Origin of the sequence: Vineibacter terrae (genome assembly GCF_008039615.1) — a bacterium.
Taxonomy (GTDB): Bacteria; Pseudomonadota; Alphaproteobacteria; order Reyranellales; family Reyranellaceae; genus Vineibacter; species Vineibacter terrae.
The window spans coordinates 17753-39428 of sequence record NZ_VDUZ01000007.1 but is presented as its reverse complement, the minus strand read 5'-3'; the positions used below and the strand labels follow the sequence as shown (position 1 = coordinate 39428).

General features: G+C 68.6%; 16 protein-coding genes. 8 read left to right on the top strand and 8 right to left on the bottom strand.

The annotated features are described in order from the left end of the window. Positions 1-49: 49 nt before the first annotated feature. Entirely contained in the window at positions 50-1147 is a 1098-nt protein-coding gene (locus FHP25_RS07930) for a COX15/CtaA family protein (protein WP_178133374.1), read from the top strand. 30 nt (positions 1148-1177) lie between these two features. Continuing rightward, positions 1178-2455: an SEL1-like repeat protein gene (locus FHP25_RS07925; protein ID WP_147846386.1), complete on the top strand. Its 1278-nt coding sequence runs from the start codon at positions 1178-1180 to the stop codon at positions 2453-2455. A gap of 20 nt (positions 2456-2475) precedes the next feature. Here the strand turns inward: FHP25_RS07925 and FHP25_RS07920 are convergent, their stop codons facing one another. The 3 genes from FHP25_RS07920 to FHP25_RS07910 form a co-directional block, all read right to left on the bottom strand. Continuing rightward, positions 2476-3348: a 4-(cytidine 5'-diphospho)-2-C-methyl-D-erythritol kinase gene (locus FHP25_RS07920; RefSeq protein ID WP_147846385.1), complete on the bottom strand. Its 873-nt coding sequence runs from the start codon at positions 3346-3348 to the stop codon at positions 2476-2478. A 16-nt stretch (positions 3349-3364) separates the two neighbouring features. After that, entirely contained in the window at positions 3365-5230 is a 1866-nt protein-coding gene (locus FHP25_RS07915) for a tetratricopeptide repeat protein (RefSeq protein WP_147846384.1), read from the bottom strand. 133 nt (positions 5231-5363) lie between these two features. Next, positions 5364-7019, bottom strand: a complete 1656-nt coding sequence (locus FHP25_RS07910) for an electron transfer flavoprotein-ubiquinone oxidoreductase (RefSeq protein ID WP_147846383.1) — start codon at positions 7017-7019, stop codon at positions 5364-5366. Between the two features lie 176 nt (positions 7020-7195). On the opposite strand from FHP25_RS07910, the gene FHP25_RS07905 reads away from it, so the two are divergent. Further along, positions 7196-8062: a uracil-DNA glycosylase gene (locus FHP25_RS07905; RefSeq protein WP_147846382.1), complete on the top strand. Its 867-nt coding sequence runs from the start codon at positions 7196-7198 to the stop codon at positions 8060-8062. Between the two features lie 14 nt (positions 8063-8076). On the opposite strand, the gene FHP25_RS07900 is transcribed toward FHP25_RS07905, so the two are convergent. The 3 genes from FHP25_RS07900 to FHP25_RS07890 all read right to left on the bottom strand — a co-directional run bounded on the left by FHP25_RS07900 (position 8077) and on the right by FHP25_RS07890 (position 11260). After that, complete coding sequence (locus tag FHP25_RS07900) at positions 8077-9546, bottom strand: amidohydrolase family protein (protein ID WP_147846381.1); 1470 nt, start codon at positions 9544-9546, stop codon at positions 8077-8079. 80 nt (positions 9547-9626) lie between these two features. Beyond that, complete coding sequence (locus FHP25_RS07895; RefSeq protein WP_147846380.1) at positions 9627-10328, bottom strand: DUF6064 family protein; 702 nt, start codon at positions 10326-10328, stop codon at positions 9627-9629. Then, positions 10328-11260, bottom strand: coding sequence for an aldo/keto reductase (locus FHP25_RS07890; protein ID WP_147846379.1), 933 nt, complete (start codon positions 11258-11260; stop codon positions 10328-10330). Before FHP25_RS07890 ends, FHP25_RS07895 begins: the two co-directional genes overlap by 1 nt. Positions 11261-11364: 104 nt before the next feature. Between FHP25_RS07890 and FHP25_RS07885 the strand changes: the two genes are divergently transcribed. Beyond that, the gene (locus tag FHP25_RS07885; RefSeq protein ID WP_147846378.1) at positions 11365-12435 is read left to right on the top strand and encodes a homoserine O-acetyltransferase family protein; all 1071 of its coding nucleotides are present in this window, start codon (positions 11365-11367) and stop codon (positions 12433-12435) included. Between the two features lie 143 nt (positions 12436-12578). Here the strand turns inward: FHP25_RS07885 and FHP25_RS07880 are convergent, their stop codons facing one another. Next, the gene (locus FHP25_RS07880; RefSeq protein ID WP_147846377.1) at positions 12579-14786 is read right to left on the bottom strand and encodes a rhodanese-like domain-containing protein; all 2208 of its coding nucleotides are present in this window, start codon (positions 14784-14786) and stop codon (positions 12579-12581) included. A gap of 185 nt (positions 14787-14971) precedes the next feature. Here FHP25_RS07880 and FHP25_RS07875 point away from each other — a divergent pair, with 185 nt between their 5' ends. Beyond that, positions 14972-16900 (top strand): lytic transglycosylase domain-containing protein, encoded by a 1929-nt coding sequence (locus FHP25_RS07875; protein ID WP_147846376.1) that lies wholly within the window; start codon positions 14972-14974, stop codon positions 16898-16900. 16 nt (positions 16901-16916) lie between these two features. Next, entirely contained in the window at positions 16917-18065 is a 1149-nt protein-coding gene (locus FHP25_RS07870) for a CaiB/BaiF CoA transferase family protein (RefSeq protein WP_147846375.1), read from the top strand. 8 nt (positions 18066-18073) lie between these two features. Here FHP25_RS07870 and FHP25_RS07865 read toward each other — a convergent pair whose 3' ends face one another. Then, the gene (locus FHP25_RS07865; protein WP_147846374.1) at positions 18074-19690 is read right to left on the bottom strand and encodes a phytoene desaturase family protein; all 1617 of its coding nucleotides are present in this window, start codon (positions 19688-19690) and stop codon (positions 18074-18076) included. Between the two features lie 58 nt (positions 19691-19748). Here FHP25_RS07865 and moaB point away from each other — a divergent pair, with 58 nt between their 5' ends. Together moaB and FHP25_RS07855 are read left to right on the top strand one after the other, a co-directional pair. Further along, complete coding sequence (gene moaB, locus FHP25_RS07860; protein WP_147846538.1) at positions 19749-20297, top strand: molybdenum cofactor biosynthesis protein B; 549 nt, start codon at positions 19749-19751, stop codon at positions 20295-20297. A gap of 90 nt (positions 20298-20387) precedes the next feature. Then, on the top strand, positions 20388-21590 hold the full coding sequence (locus FHP25_RS07855) for a PA0069 family radical SAM protein (RefSeq protein ID WP_147846373.1): 1203 nt from the start codon (positions 20388-20390) through the stop codon (positions 21588-21590). The last annotated feature ends 86 nt before the right edge of the window (positions 21591-21676 follow it).

The following is a 21676-nucleotide window of genomic DNA, read 5'->3' as shown; positions in this document are numbered from 1 at the left end:
CGCCGGGTTGACACTGCCGGCCGCGCTGCGCACAACCCGAAGCATGAGCGTGGCTTTCCCTACGGCCGATCGACCGCCGGCCGCTGTCACCGGTCGTTCGGACGCGCGAGCCATCGGACGCTGGCTGGCTGTCGTCGCGGCGATGATCTTTGCCATGATCGTGCTGGGGGCGCTGACCAGGCTCACGGAATCCGGCCTGTCGATGGTCGAATGGAAGCCGGTGACCGGCTGGCTGCCGCCGTTGAGCGACGCGGCCTGGCAGGCCGAGCTCGCCAAGTATGCCCAGTCGCCGCAGGGCCGGCTGGTCAACCAGGGCATGACGGTCGCGCAGTTCAAGGAAATCTTCTGGCTGGAGTATCTGCACCGGCTATGGGGCCGCCTGATCGGCCTCGCCTTCGCGCTGCCCATGCTGTGGTTCTTCATCAGGGGCCGGGTGCCGCGCTGGCTCAAGCCGCGTCTGGTCGTGCTGCTGCTGCTCGGCGGCCTGCAGGGCGCCGTCGGCTGGATCATGGTGGCGAGCGGGCTGCAGGACGCGCCGTCGGTAAGCCACTACAGGCTCGCGCTGCACCTTGTCCTGGCCATCAGCCTCTATGCCTATATCCTGTGGCTGGCCTTCGGCCTGCTGCGCCCCGAAGCACCCTCACCCCTGGCCGGCGACCGGCGCGTCGGCAGAGCCGCGGCTGCCGCGGTCGGGTTTCTGTTCGTGGTCCTGACCTTCGGTGCTTTCGTGGCCGGCCTGCGTGCCGGCCAGGTCCACACGACGTTCCCGACCATGTCGGGCTACTGGATCCCGCCTGGCCTGCTCGAGCTCGAGCCCGCTTGGCTGAACTTCGTCGCCACGCAGACCGGCACGCAGTTCGCGCATCGCTGGCTGGCCAAGATCCTGGTCGTGCTGTGCCTGGCCCTGTGGGTGCGGGCGCGCCGCGTCGATGCGACGGCCCCCGTGCGACGCGCAACGACCATGGTGGCGTTGATGGCGCTGATCCAGCTCGGATTGGGCATCGGCACGATCCTGACCGGCGCCGAGCTCGCCATCGCGACGGTGCATCAAGCCGGTGCCGTGCTGCTGCTCTCCACCCTGATCCTCACCTTGCGGCGCGCATGGCCGCTACAGGACGCCCTCGCCGGTCCGGCGCGGACGGGCTAACGTCGATCGCCTCGTTCAGGACTTGTACGCATGACCGACAGCAAGCTGCCGACTGCTCGACCCGCCAAGTCGACGGCCGATACCCTCCTCTCGGCAGCGCCGGCCAAGCCGCGGGCGCGCGCGGCCCTCGCTGGCTTGGTCGGGCTGGGCGCGACCATCGGGATCGCCATGCTGGTGCTACCTTCAGGGCATCTGCGCGCGCAGCAAGCGGACAAGCCGCCGACGCCGGCACCTGGCACTGCGCCAACAAGCCCGGCGCCAGCCCCCAATGCCGGCGCGCCGGAGGGCAAGCCCGAAGCCGGCGCGCCGCCGTCGGCGGGCCCGCGTGCCGCCGGGCCGCCATTGCCGCCCAGCACTGCGCCGATCACCGAAGAAACGCTCGATCTGGTCAAGCGCCGGGCCAATGCCGGCGAGACCGAAGCCATGGAGGAGCTGGCGCGGCGCTACCTCGAAGGGGCCGGCGTGAAGGTCAACGCCACCGAGGGCGCCGGCTGGCTGCAACGCGCCGCCGATCGGGGCGCGCCGGGCGCGATGTACAATATCGCCGTCATGTATGAGCGTGGCATCATCTTCACGCGCAGCACGGCCAAGGCGCTGGAATGGTACACCAAGGCCGCCATCGCCGGCGTGCCGATGGCCATGCACAACCTGGCGCTGATGTATCGCGACGGCAGCGGCGTTCCGGCCGACCCCAAGCGTGCGGTCGAGCTGCTGCAGGCAGCCGCGCGCAGCGGCATGAGCGCATCCATGTATGCGCTCGGCGTCATATACGACGAAGGCAGCTACGGCGTGCAGCAGGACCTCGCCCAGGCGGTGGTCTGGTATGCGATGGCGCTGCAGTTCCAGCGCGCCAACCCGGCGACGCAGAACAGCGAGCTCGCGGCGCGCGCGCAGCAGAAGATGAGCAGCTTGCAGCTCATCATGCCGGCCGCCGACCTGAAGCGGGCCCAGGCAATGGGAGAGACCGAGTTCCGCCTGATCGTGGACACCATTCGTACCGGGCCCAAGGTGCCCTCGGCGGCGCTGGCGCCGCCACCGCAGTCCGGGGGGGATACGGCAGCACCGGGCACTGCGACGCCCGCTGCGGCAAATCCGGCAGACGCCAAGGAGCAGCTCATCGAAGTCCAGAAGCTGCTGTCGACCCTGCGCCTCTACAACGGCAAGCCGGACGGCTTGATGGGCCCGGGCACGCGCAACGCCATCAAGGCCTTCCAGCGTTCGGCCAACCTGCCCGAGACCGGCGAGACCTCGCAGGCCCTGGTCGAGGCATTGCGCCAGCGGGTCGAGCAGGCCGCGAAGAAGAAGTAGGCCGACGGGGCGTACGGTCCCTAGCCGAGGAACGCGCCGCCGTAGGTCCACCAGCGCGGATGCGTCTGCGCGATGTCGAGCCGGGCCGCCTCGGCCGCGAGCACGTCCTCGTACAGGCCGAAGCACGTGGCGCCACTGCCGCTCATGGCGGCGTAGCGGCAGCCCGGCGTGGCATGCAGCGCCGCCAGGATGGCGCCGATCTCGGGGACCAGCGAGACCGCAGCATCGGTCAGGTCGTTGCCGCGGATGGTCAGCGCCTGCGCCAGGGCGGCGACCGTCGGCGGGCCGTGGCGCATGGGCAGCGCGTCCGCCATCGGCGCCGACGGCCGACGGGCCACAGCGCGGAAGACGTCGGCCGTCGGCAACGGCACCAGCGGATGGACCAGCACCAGGCCGCAGGCCGGCAGGCCCAGCCCGGGGCCGATCTGCTCGCCGATGCCCGATACCGTCGCCGTGCGTCCGGCCAGGCACATCGGCACGTCGGCCCCCAGGCCGGCGGCGATCTCGGCAAGCTCGGCTTCGGCAAGGTCGGCGCCCCACAGGGTGCTCAGCACCTGCAACGCCGCGGCGGCATCGGCGGACCCTCCCCCCAGGCCGGCAGCGACCGGAATGTTCTTTGTGAGCTTGAGCTGGGCGCGCGGCACGATCCCAAGCCGGGCAGCCAAGGCCTGCGCCGCGCGCAGCACCAGATTGTCTCCGGTCGACTCGACGACCAGCGGGTAGGCGAACGGCCCGTCGAGCCGAAGCGACAACGCGTCCGCCGTCTCGGCTTCGACACGGTCCGCCAAGGTCGCGAATGCCACCAGCGAGTCGAGCAGATGGTAGCCGTCGGCACGCCGGCCCACGACCCGCAGGTAGAGATTCACCTTCGCCGGTGCGTTGCGCGCAATCATCCTGACGTGCCGCGCCTTACTTCTTCTCCGCCGGCTTCTCGGCCGGTGCCGTGTCCGCCGCCGGCGGCTTGGTGACGGTCGGCTGGTCGAGCTCGCGGGTGAGCCCCTCGGCGAGCTTTCGGTTCAGCGGATCGACACGGTCGGGTTCCGGCTTCTGGCGCAAGGCGCGCTCCCACTGGAAGCGGGCCTCGCGCTGGCGCCCGACATGCCAGTAGGCATCACCGAGATGCTCGACGATCGTGGCATCGTCGGCCTTGAGCTGGATCGCCTTCTCCAGCAAGGTGACGGCCCGCTCGTACTGCCCGAGACGGTAATATGCCCAGCCCAGCGAGTCGGTGATGGCGCCGTCATTGGGCACCAGCTCGACCGCTTCGGTCAGCAGCTTCAACCCTTCATCGAGGTTGACGCCCTGGTCGATCCAGGAATAGCCGAGATAGTTCAGCACGAAGCCGCGGCTGCGCCGCTTGCCTTCATCGTCCGGCGGCACCATGGAAAGCGCCCGGCGAAAATCGGCTTCGGCCCGCGGCCAATCCTTGATGCGCTCCAGCGCGATGCCGCGGGCATAGAAAAGCGCCCAGTGCCGGTCCTCGACGTTGCGCAGGCGCGTGACCGCCGTGTCGTAGGCCTTCACCGCCTCGGCATAACGCTCCTTGCTGCGCAGCAGATCGCCCAGGGCCGCTGCGGCGTCGATCCGCTCCGGCCGCTCGCTGACCATCGCCTGCAGCGCCTTGATGGACTCTTCGGTCTTGCCGGTATCGGCCAGCAGGGCGGCCGCCTTCATCCGGGCCCGCCATTGCAGGGGCGACGCGGCGTCGACGGCGTTGAGCTGCGCGATGGCCTTGTCCGGCCGGTCCCCGGATTCGAGCAGGTCGGCAGCCACCAGATGCGCGTTGTCGGATGTCGGCGACAGCTCGAGCGCCAGCCAGACGAAGACCAGGGCGAGGTCACCGGCGTTCTCGCGCTGCGCGCCGGCGATCGCGCTGCCGATATCGAGCAGCACATCGGCGATCACGTCGGCTGGTGTCGGCTGACGCGGCAGCGAGTCGTTGCGCACCAGGTTGTCCATCACCACGGCGTCGGCATTGGCCTCGCCGTACTTGCGCAGCAAGTCGCGCGCTTCGTTGGTCTTGCCGGCTCGGCGCAGCACGCCGGCCAGCGCCAGCACCGTGCGCAACGGCGCGACCTCGTCCTGCTTGACGACCTCGCGCAGCTTGCGCTCGGCGGCATCGCGATCTCCGGCGGCCTCCTCGAACAGGCCTTCATAGATGCGGAACAGGCCCATCAGCACTTCATCGTCAGGCCGCGCCGCCTCCAGCCGGCCGCGTGCCGCCGCGAAGTCCTTCTGGCCGACTTTGAGCCAGGCCTCGATAATCGGGCGCATGAGGCCGGTCGAGGCGTCGTCGCCCAGCTTGGCGACATAGGGCTCGGCCGCCTTGAAATCGCCCTTGCGGATCGCCATCACCGCCAGGGTCAGATTCGGCAGCCCCTCATTCGCGCCCGGCATGCCGTCGACCGAGCTCATGGCGATGATCTTGGGCGCCAGTTCGGCCGCCGCCGAAATCTTGCCAGCCAGCAGCCGCAGGCGGAACGTCAGAAGCTGGACATAGGGATCGTCGGGTGACCGGCGCAGCGCCAGCTCGGCCTGCGCCAGGCCGCCCTCGTAGTCCCGGGCCTGCTCGGCGACGCGTGCCGAGAGGTAGAGGCCATCAAGGCTGCGTGGCTGGCGCACACGCCCCTGCGGGTCGCCGCCGCGGCCTTGTCCCGACTGGGCACTGGCCGGCTGGTCGCGCCGCACCAGATCGACACCGATCACCGCCGCTGCCCCGAGGGCAAGCGCAACGAACGACGCGATGATCAACACACGTCCCGCCTTGGCACTCATGCGCACTGCTCCGCGCCGTCTCTAGTCGGATTCCCGCCGACTTTCTGATCGAGAAATAGGGCGGGACTGTGCTTTCGACACCCCGCATAGCAGGGGCGGCGCATGACGTCCATGTGAAGCGCCGGCTTGCCCCCTACATGCCGGGATAGTTCGGTCCGCCGCCCCCTTCGGGCACGACCCAGTTGATGTTCTGCGACGGGTCCTTGATGTCGCAGGTCTTGCAGTGGACGCAGTTCTGGGCGTTGATCTGGAAGCGTTTCTGGCCGTTCTCGCCGTCAACCACCTCATAGACCCCGGCCGGGCAGTAGCGCTGGGCCGGCTCGGCCCATTTCGGCAGGTTCACGCCGATGGGGACCGAGGGATCCTTGAGCTTGAGATGGACCGGCTGGTCCTCCTCGTGATTGGTCGCCGACAGGAAAACTGACGACAGCTTGTCGAAGCTCACCACGCCGTCCGGCCTGGGATAGGCGATGGGCTTGCACTCGCTGGCCGGCTTGAGGGTCTGGTAGTCGGCCTTGTGGTGGTGCAGCGTCCAGGGCAGGCGGATGCCCATATCATGCATCCACATGTCAAAACCGCCATACACCGTCCCGATCAGCGAGCCCCAGCGCAGCGACGGCTTGACGTTGCGCACCTTGTCGAGATCCTTCCACAGCCACGAGCGGCGCAGCGCCTCAGGATAGGCGGTGAGCTCGTCATGCCCTTCGCTGCCGCCCTTCAGCGCGGCGAAGGCGGCCTCGGCCGCCAGCATGCCGCTCTTCATGGCGTTGTGGCTGCCCTTGATGCGCGGCACGTTGACGAAGCCCGCCGAGCAGCCGATCAGCGCGCCACCCGGAAAGGTGAGCTTCGGGATCGACTGGATGCCGCCCTCGTTGATGGCTCGCGCGCCATAACCGATCCGCTTGCCGCCTTCCAGATAGCCCCGGATATCGGGGTGGGTCTTGAAGCGCTGGAACTCGTCGAACGGCGAGACGTACGGGTTCTCGTAGTTGAGGTGCACCACGAACCCGATCGACACCAGGTTCTCGTCGTAGTGGTACATGAACGAGCCGCCCTGCGAGCCCGACTCGGTGAGCGGCCAGCCCTGCGTGTGCACCACGAGCCCGGGCTTGTGCTTGTCCTTGGGAATTTCCCACAGCTCCTTCAGCCCGATGCCGAACTTCTGCGGGTCGACGCCCTCGCGCAGCTTGAACTTCTCGAACAGCATCTTGGCCAGCGAGCCGCGCACACCTTCGGCGATGAAGGTGTACTTGGCGTGCAGCTCCATGCCCGGCGTGTAGCTGTCCTTGTGGTGGCCGTCCTTGGCGATGCCCATGTCGCCGGTGGCCACGCCCTTGACGCTGCCGTCGTCGTTGTAGAGCACCTCGGCGGCGGCAAAGCCGGGATAGATCTCGACTCCCAGCGCCTCGGCCTGCTGGCCGAGCCAGCGGCAGACATTGCCCAGGCTGACGATGTAGTTGCCGTGATTGTTCATCAGCGGCGGCATCGAGAAGTTCGGGAAACGGATCGATGAGGGTTGCGTCAGCCACAGGAAGCGATCGTCCGTGACCTGGGTCTTGATCGGCGCGTCGCGTTCCTTCCAGTCCGGCAGCAGCTCATTGAGCGCGATCGGGTCGATGACGGCGCCCGACAGGATATGGGCGCCGACCTCGGAGCCCTTCTCCAGCAGGCAGACCGAGACCTCGTGCCCCTGCTCGGCCGCGAGCTGCTTCAGCCGGATCGCCGCAGCCAGGCCTGCCGGCCCGCCGCCCACGATCACGACATCGTATTCCATTGACTCGCGCGACATCGTCCCTCTCCGCAAGCGCCACCGGGTCCGCGGCCGGATGCTCCCCCTGTTGGCAAATAGACGATGGACGGAGTGCGCCACATCGCCCATGTTGGCAGTAGCAATAGCGTACCCGTTTGCGCCGCGCTACCCACGCTGCCAGATTGCCCCTCGCCGCATTGCGAAACACCTATCCGATGGACGCGTTGCCTTCCGCCACCGACATTGCCGCCCTGCTGCGCTGGTACGCGGAAGCCGGGGTCGACGAGGCCATCGGCGAGGCCGCGCTTGATCGCTATGAGGCCACCGTCGCGCTCGCGGCACGGCCGGCAACACCGCCGGCATCGGTGCCGGCACGGGTCGCGACGGCCGCGCCCCCGCCCGCTGCAGCCGCGCCCCGGACCAGCGCTCCCGCGCGCGCCATGCCGACGGTGCCGCTGGAGTCGCCGCAACTGGTCGAGGATGCGCGCACCACCGCCGCCCGGGCCGAATCGCTGGTCGAGCTGGAAGCGGCCATCCGCGCCTTCGAAGGCTGCTCGCTGAAGCGGCTGGCCAAGAACACGGTCTTCGCCGACGGCGCCGCCGATGCGCCGGTGATGGTGGTGGGCGAGGCGCCGGGCGAGGACGAGGATCGCCAAGGCAAGCCGTTCGTCGGCGTCAGCGGCCGGCTCATGGACCGCATGTTCGCGGCCATCGGACTCACCCGCGAGCGCGACGTCTACATCACCAATATCCTGAATTGGCGACCGCCAGGCAACCGCACGCCCAACCTCAGCGATGTCGCGATCTGCGTCGCCTTCGCGCGCCGCCATATCGAGCTCAAGCGGCCGCGGCTGCTGGTCTTGGCCGGCGGCGTCCCGGCCAAGAGCCTGCTCGAGACCGAGACCGGCATCACCCGCCTGCGCGGTCGCTGGTTCGAATACACCCTGCCCGACGGCACACGCATTCCGACCATGCCGATGTTCCACCCGGCCTATCTGCTGCGCACACCCGGCGGCAAGCGGCAGACATGGATCGACCTGCTCAATATCCGCGAGCGGCTTGACCAGATCCTGGCGTCATAGACCTCCGGGGCACATCAGCCCGGCCCGTCGCCATGCCTCGCGCGGAAGCGGCGCCATTCCGTCGCATCCCGCGGACCGTAGGTGGCGAAGCTCGGATCCGGGGCCTCGAGATAGGCCGCCTTGAGCCGGCCGACCGTGTCGACGTCGGCGCGGCGGCGTGCCGTGGCCGGGTCGATCCTGTAGACCGGCGCCGCGTTCAGGCCGAACACATCGGCCTTGATCGCCGGAGTCAGGGCGGGATAGCCGTAGCGGTCCTGGAACTCGCGGCTGATCTGGAAGGCACGAAACGCCTGTATCTGGTCCTGCGGCGAGCCGTACCATATCGAATCGGAACCCCAGAGCACGCGCTTGTCGCCGACATGCTTCAAGAGCTTGCCCAAGGTGTGCGCCGCCTGGTCGGGGTCGCGCATCACCATCCGCCATGTGCTGCCCAGCTCGGCGTAGACATTGCTGTTGGGCGCAATGCCGTTGTCCTGTAGCGACTTCACCAGGCTGTCGATGCCGCGATCGGCGCGGGCCGGGTCATACGGCCCTTCCCGCCGGCTGATCTCGAAGCCTGAATGGTAGATGATGAAGTTCACGTCCGGATACCGCTTGGCGACCCGGCCGACATCGACGCAGGACGCGTAGCGCGGCTCCTGGCCGCCAAACGCCAGTCCCTTGTGCATGCAGATGTTGTTCACGCCGATGCGCCGCGCCTGCTCGATGAAGGGAATGCCCACCTCCGGATCATCGAGCCACCAGCCGACACCTCTGGGACCCCATTGCGGATAGACCTTCCAGGCCGCGATGCCGTAGGCGCGGTGCATCTCAACCATCCGCTCGAGCTGCCTTCGATAAGGCTGCGCGTTGGGCACGACCATGGCATGCAGCAGCAGGCGCCGCCCGTCGCCCAGCCCGGCCACGAGATCGCGCACGCGCGTCGCTTCCTTCATCGACACGGGATTCTCATCGGGCAGCGCCGGCACGAAGGACAGCACCGCAAGGTCGGTGTCGCTGTCGAGGAAGACGTCCTTGACGAAGTTCCGCGCATCGTAGCACCACAGGCCTGGTCCTTCGGCGCACTGCTTCGGCGGCAGGCTCAGGAGGGAGCGCAGCTGGTCGAGGCCGCCGGCGGACGGGCCGTTGCGCCAGGCCGTGCCCTGGGCCTCGATCATGTGCGTCTGGATATCGAAGATGAACTCGCGGCCGGTGATCGCCTGCGCCATTTGCGGATCGAGCCCCGCCTCGGGCGGCAGCTCGAAGGCGCCGCCGCGGGCGCCCTGCGAGGCGAAGGCTTCGTTGAGAGTCAGCAGCGTCGTTGCCGCGCCGCACAGGCCGGTCAGGAACGTGCGCCTCTTTTGCCCCGTATGCCGCGCGTTGTCCGTGATGCGCTGGGCCGCCAGCCTGTTGGCGCGCGCGATGCCGGGGCTGACCGGCACCGGGGCGAACTCGCCGTTGGACGTGGAGTCGAGCTTGATCGGCAGAACCGGTTCGTACGCCATGGCGTCCTCCCGCCTGATGTTGCGTTGCTTCTCCTTACGCTGCCGCTGTGTTCGGCAAGTAGTCCTGCGCCGCCCGAATTCTATACCGGTGCGATGCCGGCCGCACGACGGGAGCGCCGGAGCGTCCACGCCTTCCAGATCAGCAGCCCAATCCCCAGCAACGCGGCCACCGGCATGACAAAGGCGTCCGGCGCCTCCATCGTCCACAGCGTGGCGCCGCTCACAACGCACCATACGAGCGGCACCACCATGATGTTCCGGACAACCCTGTCAGCCATCAGCGCGACACCCAGGGTGGCGACTGCCGTCGGATCCGGGGCGACGCCGAAGATCTCGGCCTGCATCCATGTCCTGCCGACGAGCGGACCGATGGCGGGCTGCAGCAGCAACGCGAACACGAACAGACAGAGGCCACCCCGGTTCACCACGCTTCCACCCGGCCGCAGGCGGAGCGGACTGCGAATTGCGCCGACCACCAGCAGCGCCAGTCCTTCCGCCACAAAGAGCATCGCGATATAGGTCGCAGCCCAGTTTATGGTCGCATAGCGCTCGGCATGAAATGCCCATGCGATCCATATCCAGCACATAGCCAGGATGGCAGCGACCGCACGCCCCTGCCACACGCCATTCCAGCGGATCAGCGCAAGAATGGCGCCGCCAAGCATCACGGTCAGGATCTGGATAGGCCAGATATCGGCGTTGTAGAGCTCGAACAGCCGATAGTAGGTCCGGGGCGAGAAGAGCAGGAAATCCGAGAGGCTGTAGGTCCACCACTCCGACATCACAACGCCTCGACATGCACGATCATGCGCCGACGCATCGCCTCGTCCGGCAGCCGGCCGTAGGCAGCGCCCATGTTCTCGCGCACATGCGCCACGCTGGTCGTCGCCGGAATGGCGCAGGTCACGGCGGGATGCGACACGATGAACTTGAGGATGATCTGGGCCCAGTTGGCGCAGTCGATGTCGGCCGCCCAGTTCGGCAGCGGATGGCGCAGCGCCTTCTTGATCAGCGCGCCCTCGCGGAACGGCCGGTTGACGATGACGCCGATGCCCCTGTCGCGGGCCAGCGGCAGGATGCGTTCCTCGACCTGCCGGTCGAGCACGTTGTACGTGACCTGGACGAAGTCGATCGGCTGGCTGCGCATGATCTGCTCGATCTCGTGATGGCGGCGCCCCTCCGAGGTCGTGATCCCGACATAGCGAAGCTGACCTGCCGATTTCATGGCGAACAAGGTCGGCAGATGGTCTTCCCAGGCCAGCAGGTTGTGCACCTGCATCAGATCGAAGCGGGGCACGTTCCAGTGCCGGCGGGACTGCTCGATCTGGTAGCGGCCGCGCGATCCGTACGGGAGCCAGACCTTGTCGGCGGAAAACAGCGCCGCCGGCTTGCCGAGCTTGTCGAGGCCGTAGCCGATGACCTCCTGTGAAGAAGCGTACATCGGCGAGGAATCGATCAACCGGCCGCCGCCGTTGAAGAAGTGGCGCATCACCTCGGCGCAGGAATCGCGGGCAGCCTTGTCGTTGCCGACATTGAACGTGATCCAGCTCCCCAGTCCGACGACCGGCAAGGCTTCGCCGCTCGACGGAATCGGGCGGGTCAGGATCGGGCGCTGCTGGGCCGCGGCCGGCGTCGGTCCCAGCAGCGTCGCTGCGCCTGCGGCCACGAGGCCGCGGATCAGGCTTCGGCGGCCGACGCGTGGCGATGGCGGCATCGAAACTCTCCGTGTGATCCAGGCGTCGTCGTGATGCTACTCTCTGCGGCCAATGCCGGGGCCGACGAGAACACGGCCATTCTACAAAATCCTGTGAGGCCGCCATGGATGCCACGCTTGATCACGTCGAAGGCAGGACATTCACAACACGCGATTTCAACCTCGACCTCGGCGGCACATTGCCCGACTGCCGCGTGGCCTACGAGACCTATGGCGCTCTCAACGCGGCGGCGGACAACGCCATCATGGTCACCCACGGCTACACGTCCAGCGCGCATGTCGCCGGCCGCTACGCGCCGGGCAAGGCCGCCAAGGGTGTGCCGAAAGACCAGCCGGGTTGGTGGGACGCGCTGATCGGCCCGGGCAAGGCAATCGACACAAACCGCTACTTCGTCGTGAGCGCCAATGCGCTGGGCTCGGCGCATGGCTCGTCAGGGCCCAACACGATCGATCCGGTCACCGGCAAGCCCTATGGACCAACCTTCCCCGACGTGACGCTGCGCGATTCGGTGCGGGCGCAGAAGCTGCTGCTGGACAGCCTGGGCGTCAAACGATTGCATGCCGTTGTCGGCCCCTCGATGGGCGGCTTCCAGGCCTTTCAATGGGCGGTGACATTTCCGGACTTCATGCGCGGCATCGTGCCGACGGTGACGGCGCCCCGGATGCGCAGCGGGCTTGAGGCGATCGAGGCGCTGACCAAGCGCCTGGCCACGGATCCCAACTGGAACGGCGGCTGGTACTATGAGAACGGCGGCATCAGGACGGTGCTGGAAGCGATCCGCTACGATACGCTGGTGCAGTACGGTCAGCGCGAGCTTCTCGCCGCCACAATTCCCGATGCCGCCGCACGCGAGGCCGCGATCCGGGCTACCGCACGGGCGTGGGCCGCCAACTACGATGGCCATTCGCTGGTGGCGCTGCGCAAGGCGATCAGCCGCTTCGACATCACGGACGAATACGCGAAGATCAAAGCCAAGGTGCTCTACGTCATCGCCCCCAACGACAAGCTGTTCCCCGGCACGATCGGTCCCGGCTACGCCGCCGATCTGCGCAAGGCAGGTGTCGACATCACCTATGTCGAGCTGGTCACCGACAAGGGCCATCTCGCCAGCCATGCCGACGCCGAGCAATGGGCCCCCATGCTGCGGGCGTTCCTGGAAAGGCTGGCGGGGTGAGGCATCATCCTCCCCAACGAAGTTGGGGAGGTGCCCCGAAGGGGCGGAGGGGAGCCGACGTGGTCTCAGTTCCATGGACCACGTGAGCTCCCCATCCGGCCTTCGGCCACCTTCCCCACGCAAGTGTGGGGAAGGGAAGAGAGCTACATCTTCAGCACATTGAAGCGCGCATCGCCGTCGCGCTGCACCTGGCCGACCAGGTCGACCTCCCAGGTCAGGTACTGGTTCATTGCCGCCTCGACGCCTTCGGCGCGGTCATAGGGCCGGTACCAGACGTCGGTCGGCGGATCGGCCATGCGGTTCTGGCCTTTCTCGATCGGCAGGCGCGAATCGCGCCAGGCGCGCATGCCGCCCTGCAGCACCATGACCGGCAGCGTCGTGGCACCGTCCTCGACCACATCAGCCGCGGCAAGCCGTGCCGACACGCCGTCGGGTGACACCAGCACAACCTGCTTGGCACCGGGTGTCTGCGCCAGCATCTCCGGCAACGTCTTGCCCAGGCCGGCGCGCACCGCGAACCAGGCACCGGGGACATGGCCATCCCGGTGGCGGATAGAGGTGTCGAGGTCGACCACCAGCACCTCGCCGGCATCGACCATCGCCTTCAGCTCCGGCGCCTCGATCGTGGCGACCGCGACCCGATTGAGGCCAGGCACCGGACGGCGCTCGGGACCGGTCTCGATCTCGTCCGTCAGCGGCCGGTGCTTAAGCACATGGACCTTCTGCCAGCCCATCTGCACCAGCCAGTGCGCCGTCATGGTGGCGCGCACGCCGTCACTGTCGTGCAGCACGATCGTGGCGTTGCGCACACCGACATAGTGGTCGGTGGCCTGCACCAGCTGACCACCCGGCGCATGCCGGAACCCGATCAGGTGCCCCTTGGCGTACTCGGCCGGATCGCGCACGTCGAGCTTGTAGACGCTGCCGCCGGCGCTGGCCGCGGCCGCCTCGATGCGCCGCAGCTCACTCATCGGGATCGGACGTATGCCTGCCTTCTGGGCCACACGAGCAGCCGCCTCGCGGGCCCAGCCGAGCGCCGCCTGACTCTGGCCGCGATAGGTGTCGTGACGCCCGCGTGCCACCTGCAGGCCGGCCAGGTGCCAGCCCATGGTGCCGTTCTTCAAGGCAATCACCTTGTTGGGCAGACCGGCGTTGATCAGCGACTGCGCGCCGATGATGGAGCGCGTGCGGCCGGCGCAGTTGACCACCACCAGCGTCTCCGGGTTGGGCGCGAAATCCTTGACGCGGTACACCAGCTCGGCGCCGGGGCAGTCGATGCCGCCGGGGATCGACATGTTGCGGAACTCGTCCATCGGGCGGCTGTCGAGGATGATCAGGTCCTTGCCCTCGTCGATCAGCTGTTTCAGATCGGCCGCCTCGATGCGCGGCGTGTCGCAGTCATGCTCGACCACCTCGCCGAAGGCCTTGCTGGGCACGTTGACGCCGCCGAACACTTCGTAGCCGGCATCGCGCCAGGCCTTCAGCCCGCCATCCATGACCGCGACATTGCCGTAGCCGCAGCGCGACAGGCGGGCGGCGGCGCGGTTGGCGCGGCCCATCTGACCCTCCTCGCCGCTATCCATCAGCACGATGCGGGCATCCGGGCTGGGCAGCAGCGCGCGCACGCGCTGCTCGAGCTTCGACAGCGGCAAGGGCGTGGCGAACAGCGGGTGGCCCTCGTTGAACTCGCCCTCCTCGCGCGCGTCGAAGAACGCCAGCTCCGCGTCGGTGCCCAGGACCGCCTTGACCTCCTGAGCCGAGATGAGCGGCGTCAGGATCCTGGGCTTGGCCATGAAGCGCTTGGCACGGCCGGTCTCCTGCTCGACCGTCACCCGGTCCGGCAGATGCTCGAGGCTGAGGCCGTAGAGATGCAGATGCAGCGCCGGCGCGCCGCCAGCCGGCACCTGGATGGTGTGGAAGTCATCCGGCAGATACTCGATAACGTTGCCGCTGACGATCGTGCTCTCGCCGCCGCGCTCCAAGGTAATGTATTCGGGATCGTTGCGGCCATCATCGACGCGGCTGTAGCGCACATTGTGCTCCTGGCCATGCACGCCGGCGATGCAGGCCCAGGTGGTATGGTTGTGCGGCGGCACCAGCTTGCCCTCCGCGCCGGCCGAGGCGTAGAGCGCAAAGCGATGGTCGGGATCTTCCGAGATGCGGTAGATGCCGCCGTCAGCCCGCACCGGGAACTGCTCGAGGGGAAAGAATTCCGTGCGCGTCGCCAGGCCGACCAGCTCCTGGCCGATCTTGGCCAACGCCTCGCGGGTGACGCCGTCGCTACCCTCGATCTGGCGTACCTTCGCAAGCATGTCGCGCGCGGCGGCCGCGCGCTCGTTCCACAGCGACATGGCTGTCTCCTTGGGATCCTCAAGCGTCGGCGGACTATAGGGCGGCGCGCAGCCCGGTCAACGCATGGCAGCAATCCCTTCTTCCGGACAGCAGCCGGAGATGGAGGTTCCTCCGCTTGCCCGCGCGCCTGCAATCGACTAACCAACGCCTTGGCCTGGGCCACTGGCGTGGGGAGACCTCCATCATGAAGACGATCGTGCTGCCGGCGGTTGCCGCGCTGGTCCTGTGGGCGGCCGTGCCGGCTGCCGAGGGATGGGCGCAGGCCACCCGGCCGCAGACACGACCGCATGTGCCGACAGCGAAGCCTGCGGCCGCTCAACGCGCAGCCGCGGTGCGCACAACGCCGGCACGACCGGTGGCGGCGCGCCCCGGGGCAAAGCGCCCCACGGCGGCGCGGCCGGCGCCGGCCAAGCGCACCACGTTCCGCCCGCAGGCGGCGCCGCGGCGTGCCTACGTGCCGCCGCCGCCGGTCATCGACATCGACCCGGGCGCGCAGGTCGCCGGCAATCCGCCCACGGTGCTGGATTCCGCCGACGTGGCCCGCTACCAGCGCATCATCGCCGCCCAGGCCAGCAGCGATTGGACCGCTGCCGACACCGATATCGGCGCCCTGCGCGACAAGGTGCTCGTCGGCTACGTGCTGGCGCAGCGCTACCTGTCTTCGGGCTACGCTGCGTCCTACGACCAGCTCGCCGACTGGCTGCGGGACTATGGTGACCACCCCGACGCCCCCAATATCTACAAGGCCGCGCTGGCGCGCCGGCCGGCGGGCGCTCCCGAGCCGCAGGCGGCCACGTTCGCCACGGCCTCGCGTTCCATCGCGCCCGATGCGCGCATGATGGGCGGTGAGTCCGTGCAGGCTGCCTCGATCCGCAGCCGGCTGGCGCGCATGATCGAGGATCGCGGCTTCTCGGCCGCGCGTCTGGTGCTGGACCTGCCCGACACGCAGCGTGCCCTGCCGCCGGACGAGGTGCAGCGCTGGCGCGCGGAGATCGGCAGCCGCCAGGTCGAGAGCGGCGGCGAGGACCAGCCGATCGTGCAGGACTATGACGATCGGCCCTCGGCCGCCTTCCAGGCCGGCATCGCGGCCTGGCGCCAGGGTGCCTTCAGCGAGGCTGCCCGCCAGTTCGAGCGTGTCGCCGAGACGCCGGGCGATCGCGCCTATTCCGCCACCATCGCTGCCGGCGCCTTCTGGGCGGCGCGTGCCAACCTGGCGGCCGGCAGCCCCGAACGCTTTGCCTTGTGGATGAAGCGGGCCGCGATCTACGACCGCACGTTCTACGGGCTGATCGCGCTGCGCACCCTGGGCGTCGAGGTGCGGCCGCAATGGAAGGCCGCGGAGCTCAACAGCACCCGCCGCAGCCTGCTGCGCGACGATCGCACCGCACGCCGCGGGCTGGCGCTGCTGCAGCTGAAGGCCGTGAGCAATGCCGAGGTCGAGCTGAACGCCGCCGCGCTGGACGCCGACCCGCGCATGGTCGAGGCCGTGCTGGCTCTGGCCGAGGAGGCGAAGCTGCCCAGCCTGGCGCTGAAGGTCGCCACCCAGGCGCGCGAGCGGCCGGAGAAGATCGAAGGCCTGGACAACGCGCTCTATCCAATTCCGCCCTACACGCCGCGCGAGGGCTTCAGTGTCGACCGCGCCCTGGTCTTCGCCGTGATGCGCCAGGAATCGGCCTTCAATCCGCGCGCCCGCTCCTGGGCCGGCGCCATGGGGCTGATGCAGCTCATGCCCGGCACCGCCGCCCAGATGGAGCGCCAGTCGATGCCCGACCGGATCGGCACCGACCGCTACGACCCGAGCCACAACGTGTCGCTGGGCCAGAGCTACCTGCAGACCCTGCTTGACGACTACGCCAACAACCTGATGCAGGTGGTGCCCGCCTACAACGCCGGGCCGGGCAACGTGAACCGCTGGCTCGCCGCGGCCGACCTGGCCAACGACCCGTTGCTGTTCGCCGCATCGATTCCCATCAACGAGACGCGCGGCTACCTCGAGTCGGTCATGGCGAATTACTGGATCTACCGCATGCGGCTGGGCCAGCGGGCCGAGTCGCTGGACCAGGTTGCCCAGGCCCAGTGGCCGACGCACACCGCGCGCGACGCGCGACGCTAGCTCCAGAGGTCCCGAGATGCTGCCGCTGGCCGGTGTGAGGGTGATCGAGTTCTGCCAGGTCGCGGCCGGGCCGTTCTGCGGCATGCTGCTGGCCGACCTCGGCGCCGACGTCATCAAGATCGAGCCGCCCGGCGGCGACATGCTGCGCCAGTGGCCGCCGATCTCCAACGGCTACAGCGAGAACTTCGCCTCGCTGAACCGCAACAAGCGCTCGATCGTGCTCGACCTGAAGAACCCGGAGCACAAGAAGCAGGCGCGCGCGCTGATCCTGTCGGCTGACGTCGTGGTCGAGAACAACCGGCCCGGCGTCATGGGCCGGCTTGGGCTGGGCTACGCGGCGCTCAAGGACGAGAAGCCGGGCCTGATATATTGCTCCATCTCGGCCTTCGGCCAGACCGGCCCGCGCAGCGGCGAAGGCGGCTTCGACGTCACGGTGCAGGCGGTCTCCGGCATCATGAGCGTCACCGGCGAGCCCGATGGCGCGCCGGTGAAGTGCGGCGTGCCGGTCTCCGATTTCACCGCCGGCCTGTACGGCGCGTTCGCGATCGCCGCCAAGCTGCGCGTGGTGCAGAACGGCGGCCCGGGTGGGCATATCGACGTATCGATGCTGGGCGCCAGCCTCGGCATCGCCGCCCTGCAGACCAGCGAGTTCTTCGGCACCGGCCGCGACCCGCGCAAGCTGGGCTCGGCGCATCCGCGCAATGCCCCCTATCAGGCCTTCAAGGCGCAGGACGGCTATTTCGTGATCGCGGCCGGCAATGACCGGCTGTGGCAGGCCGTGACCGAGGTGGTGGCGCGCCCCGACCTGCTCGCCGACGCGCGCTTCACCACCACATTGCTGCGGGCCCAGAACCAGGTGGCATTGAAGGACATCCTGGAGCACGTGTTCGCGACGCAGCCCGTCGATCATTGGATCGCGGCGTTCGAGGCCGCCGGGGTGCCGCATGGCCGCATCAACAGCTACGCCCAGGTGCTAGCCGACCCGCAGGTCGCGCATATGGGCTGGGTGCAGCCCATCACCCTGCCCTCCGGCGTGAAGACGCAGACATTCGGGTTCCCGGTCCGCTTCGACGGCGAGACACTGCCGGTGCGCCACGAGCCGCCGGCGCTGGGCGGCGATACGCAGGCGGTGCTGGGCGCGCTTGCAAGCAAAGCAGCTGAATAGATCGGCCCTCAGGCGCGAAAGCCGCGGCGGCTGTCGGCGATGATGACGCGCGCCGCGTTATGGCCCGGCGCACCGGTCACCCCGCCGCCGGGATGGGTGCCCGAGCCGCAGAGATACAGGCCGCGCACGGCCGAGCGATAGTCGGCATAGCCCAGCATCGGGCGCGCGCTGAAGATCTGGTCGAGCGACAAGGCGCCGTGGAAGATGTCGCCACCGACGAGCCCGAAGGTCCGCTCCAGATCGAGCGGGCTCAGGATCTGGCGGCCAACGATGCTGGCGGCGAAGCCGGGGGCATGACGCTCGACGGTCGCGACCATCAGGTCCGCGACCTCGTCGCGATGATCGTCCCATGACCGGCCACCGGAGAGCTGTGGCTGCACATGCTGGCAGAACAGGCTGGCGACATGCGCGCCCTTGGGCGCCAGGCTGTCGTCCAGGGTCGAGGGGATCAGCATCTCGACAATCGGCTCGCGGCTCCAGCCGTCGCGTTTGGCATCGTCATAGGCACGGTCCATGTAGGCCAGCGACGGCGCGATGATGATGCCGGCCGTATGATGGTCGGCAACGCCGGTGCTCGGCAGGCACGTGAAGCTGGGCAGGGCCGACAGCGCGACATTCATGCGGAACGTGCCCGACCCGCAGCGCCAGCGCCGCATGCGTTCCAGGAAATCGGCGGGCACCGCCTCCGGCGGCACCAGGCGCTCGAACAGCAGCCTCGGGTTGACGTTGCCGGCGACGGCGCGCGCCCGCACGGTGCGCCCGTCCTGCAGCACGACGCCGACCGCGCGGTCACGCTCGATGATCACCTCGCGCACCGCCGTGTCGGTCTCGATCTCGACCCCGCGCTCGCGCGCCGAGCGCGCCATCGCCTGGGTGATCGCCCCCATGCCGCCGATCGCATGGCCCCATGCACCCTTGCGGCCGTTCACTTCGCCGAACACGTGGTGCAGCAGCACATAGGCCGTGTTGGGCGTGTAGGGGCTGGCATAGGTGCCCACGATCGAGTCGAAGCCGAACAGGGCCTTCACGGCATCGGCCTCGAACCAGCCATCGAGATAATCGCCGGCCGACTTGGTGAAGAGGTCGAGCAGCGTGCGGCGCTGCGGCGGCGTCAGCCGGCGCAGGCGGTTGCCGGTGGCGAGCGCGCGCCAGGCTTCGGCAAGACCGAGCCGCCACGACCCGACGAGATTGGGCGGCTGCTGCAACGCAAGCGCGCGCAGCACGTCGGCTATGGCCTCGATCTCGGCACCGTAGGCGTCGTACCGTTCGGCATCGCGCGGGCTGAAGCGCGCGATCTCGCCGCGGGTGACCCCATCGCCGGCCTTGAGGTAGCCGCCATCGGGCAGCGGCAGGAAATTGGCCAGACGGCGATGCACGATCTCCAGCCCGTGGCGACGCAGCTCGAGGTCGCGGATGATCCGCGGCTGCAGCAGGCTCACCGTGTAGGACGCGACGGAGTTGCGGAAGCCGGGGTGGAATTCCTCCGTCACCGCCGCGCCGCCCACCACGCCGCGCTGCTCGAGCACCTTCACCTTCAGCCCGGCGGCGGCGAGGTAGGCCGCGCACACCAGGCCGTTGTGGCCGGCGCCGATGATGACGACATCATGCGCGTGGGTGGACATCATGGAAACGCCTATAGTCCGGGCCACCGCAATGCAAGACCGTGAGGATGTCATGACGCGCATGGACCGCATCGACGAGAGCCGGCCGTTCAAGCCGGTCAACATCGCCGTGCTCACGGTCTCGGACACCCGCACCCTGGCCGACGACAAATCGGGCGACACCCTGGTCGAGCGCATCAAGGGTGCGGGCCATCACCTCGTCGACCGCGCCATCGTGACCGACGATATCGAGCACATCCGGCGCCGGGTCACCGCCTGGATCCAGGATCCCGCGATCGAGGTCGTGATCACGACGGGCGGCACCGGGGTCACAGGGCGCGACGTCACCCCCGAGGCGCTCAAGGGCCTGTTCGAGAAGGAGATCGAAGGCTTCGGCGAGACCTTCCGCTGGATCAGCTTCCAGAAGATCGGCACCTCGACCATGCAGAGCCGCGCCGTCGCCGGTGTCGCGGGCGGCACCTACATCTTCGGCCTGCCCGGCTCGCCCGGCGCCTGCCGCGACGGCTGGGACGACATCCTGAAGTACCAGCTCGATATCCGCTATCGGCCCTGCAACTTCGCCGAGCTGCTGCCGCGCCTGAACGAGGGCAAGCCACCCCGCAGCGGCTGAGGCCGCTCGTCCGAGGACGACTGGACAGGCTTGACTCGCGCCCTTTGCCGAGTCAATTTGTTCTTCTTTCGTTCTCATCAAGGCACCGCCATGAGACCCCGTTCGACACCCCTGCCGGGGCCGGACATCGAGGGCTTCGATACCGCGCCCATGGCGCACGACGCGGCCGTCGCGGCGCGCGCCCGCAAGGGCCGCGGCGCGATCGGCAACCCGGCCAACCGCTACGACAGCCAGACGACGGTGGCGGTCGACGACGGCTGGGGATCGGCGGACGACCGCGACGCCGGCAAAGTCAACCCCCACCCCGAGGACGAGGACCCGCCGCGCCTGGCCACGACGCTGACCCGCGATGCCACGCGCACGATCATCGCCCGCAACACCTCGCCGGACGTGCCGTTCGATCGCTCGATCAACCCCTACCGGGGCTGCGAGCACGGCTGCATCTATTGCTTCGCGCGGCCCAGCCACGCCTATCTCGGCCTGTCGCCGGGCCTGGATTTCGAGACCAAGCTGCTGTTCAAGCCCGACGCCGCGCAGCTGCTGCGCCAGGAGTTGTCGAAGAAATCCTATCGCTGCAACGTCATGGCGATGGGCACCAACACCGACCCCTACCAGCCGGTCGAGCGCGAGCTGAAGATCACGCGCGCGATCCTGCAGGTGCTGGCCGAGTTCAACCACCCGGTGGGCATCGTCACCAAGAACCACCTGATCACGCGCGACATCGACATCCTGGCGTCGATGGCCAAGCGCCAGCTGGCCGAGGTGTTCGTCTCGGTGACCACGCTCGACCGGCATCTGGCCAACGTCATGGAGCCGCGCGCCTCGACGCCATCGCGCCGCATCGCGGCCATCAAGGCGCTGAGCGAGGCCGGCATCCCCACCGGCGTGATGAGCGCGCCGATGATCCCGGCGATCAACGACCACGAGATGGAGGCGATCCTCGAGGCGGCGGCAGCGGCCGGGGCGACGCGGGCCGGCTATACCGTGCTACGCCTGCCGCTGGAGATCGGGCCGCTGTTCGAGGAATGGCTGCGCGAGCACTTCCCCGGCCGGGCCGAGCATGTCCTGTCGCTGGTGCGCCAGACCCGCGGCGGCAAGCTCTACGATTCGGACTGGGCCCAGCGCATGACCGGCACGGGCACCTACGCCGAGCTGCTGCGCACGCGCTTTGCGCTGGCGGCGCGCAGGTTCGAGATGAACCGCTTCCGCTACACGCTCGACATCACCCAGTTCCGCGTTCCGGCCGATGCCGCGGGCAGCGCTTCGCAGGGCGGCCAGCTGTCGCTGTTCTGACCCTGCCGGCGGCGCCGCCGGAGGATCTCCACAAGCTGTTGAAAGATCTTGCTTCCGTTCGGTGGCGCGGGCGGCGATGTTGACCA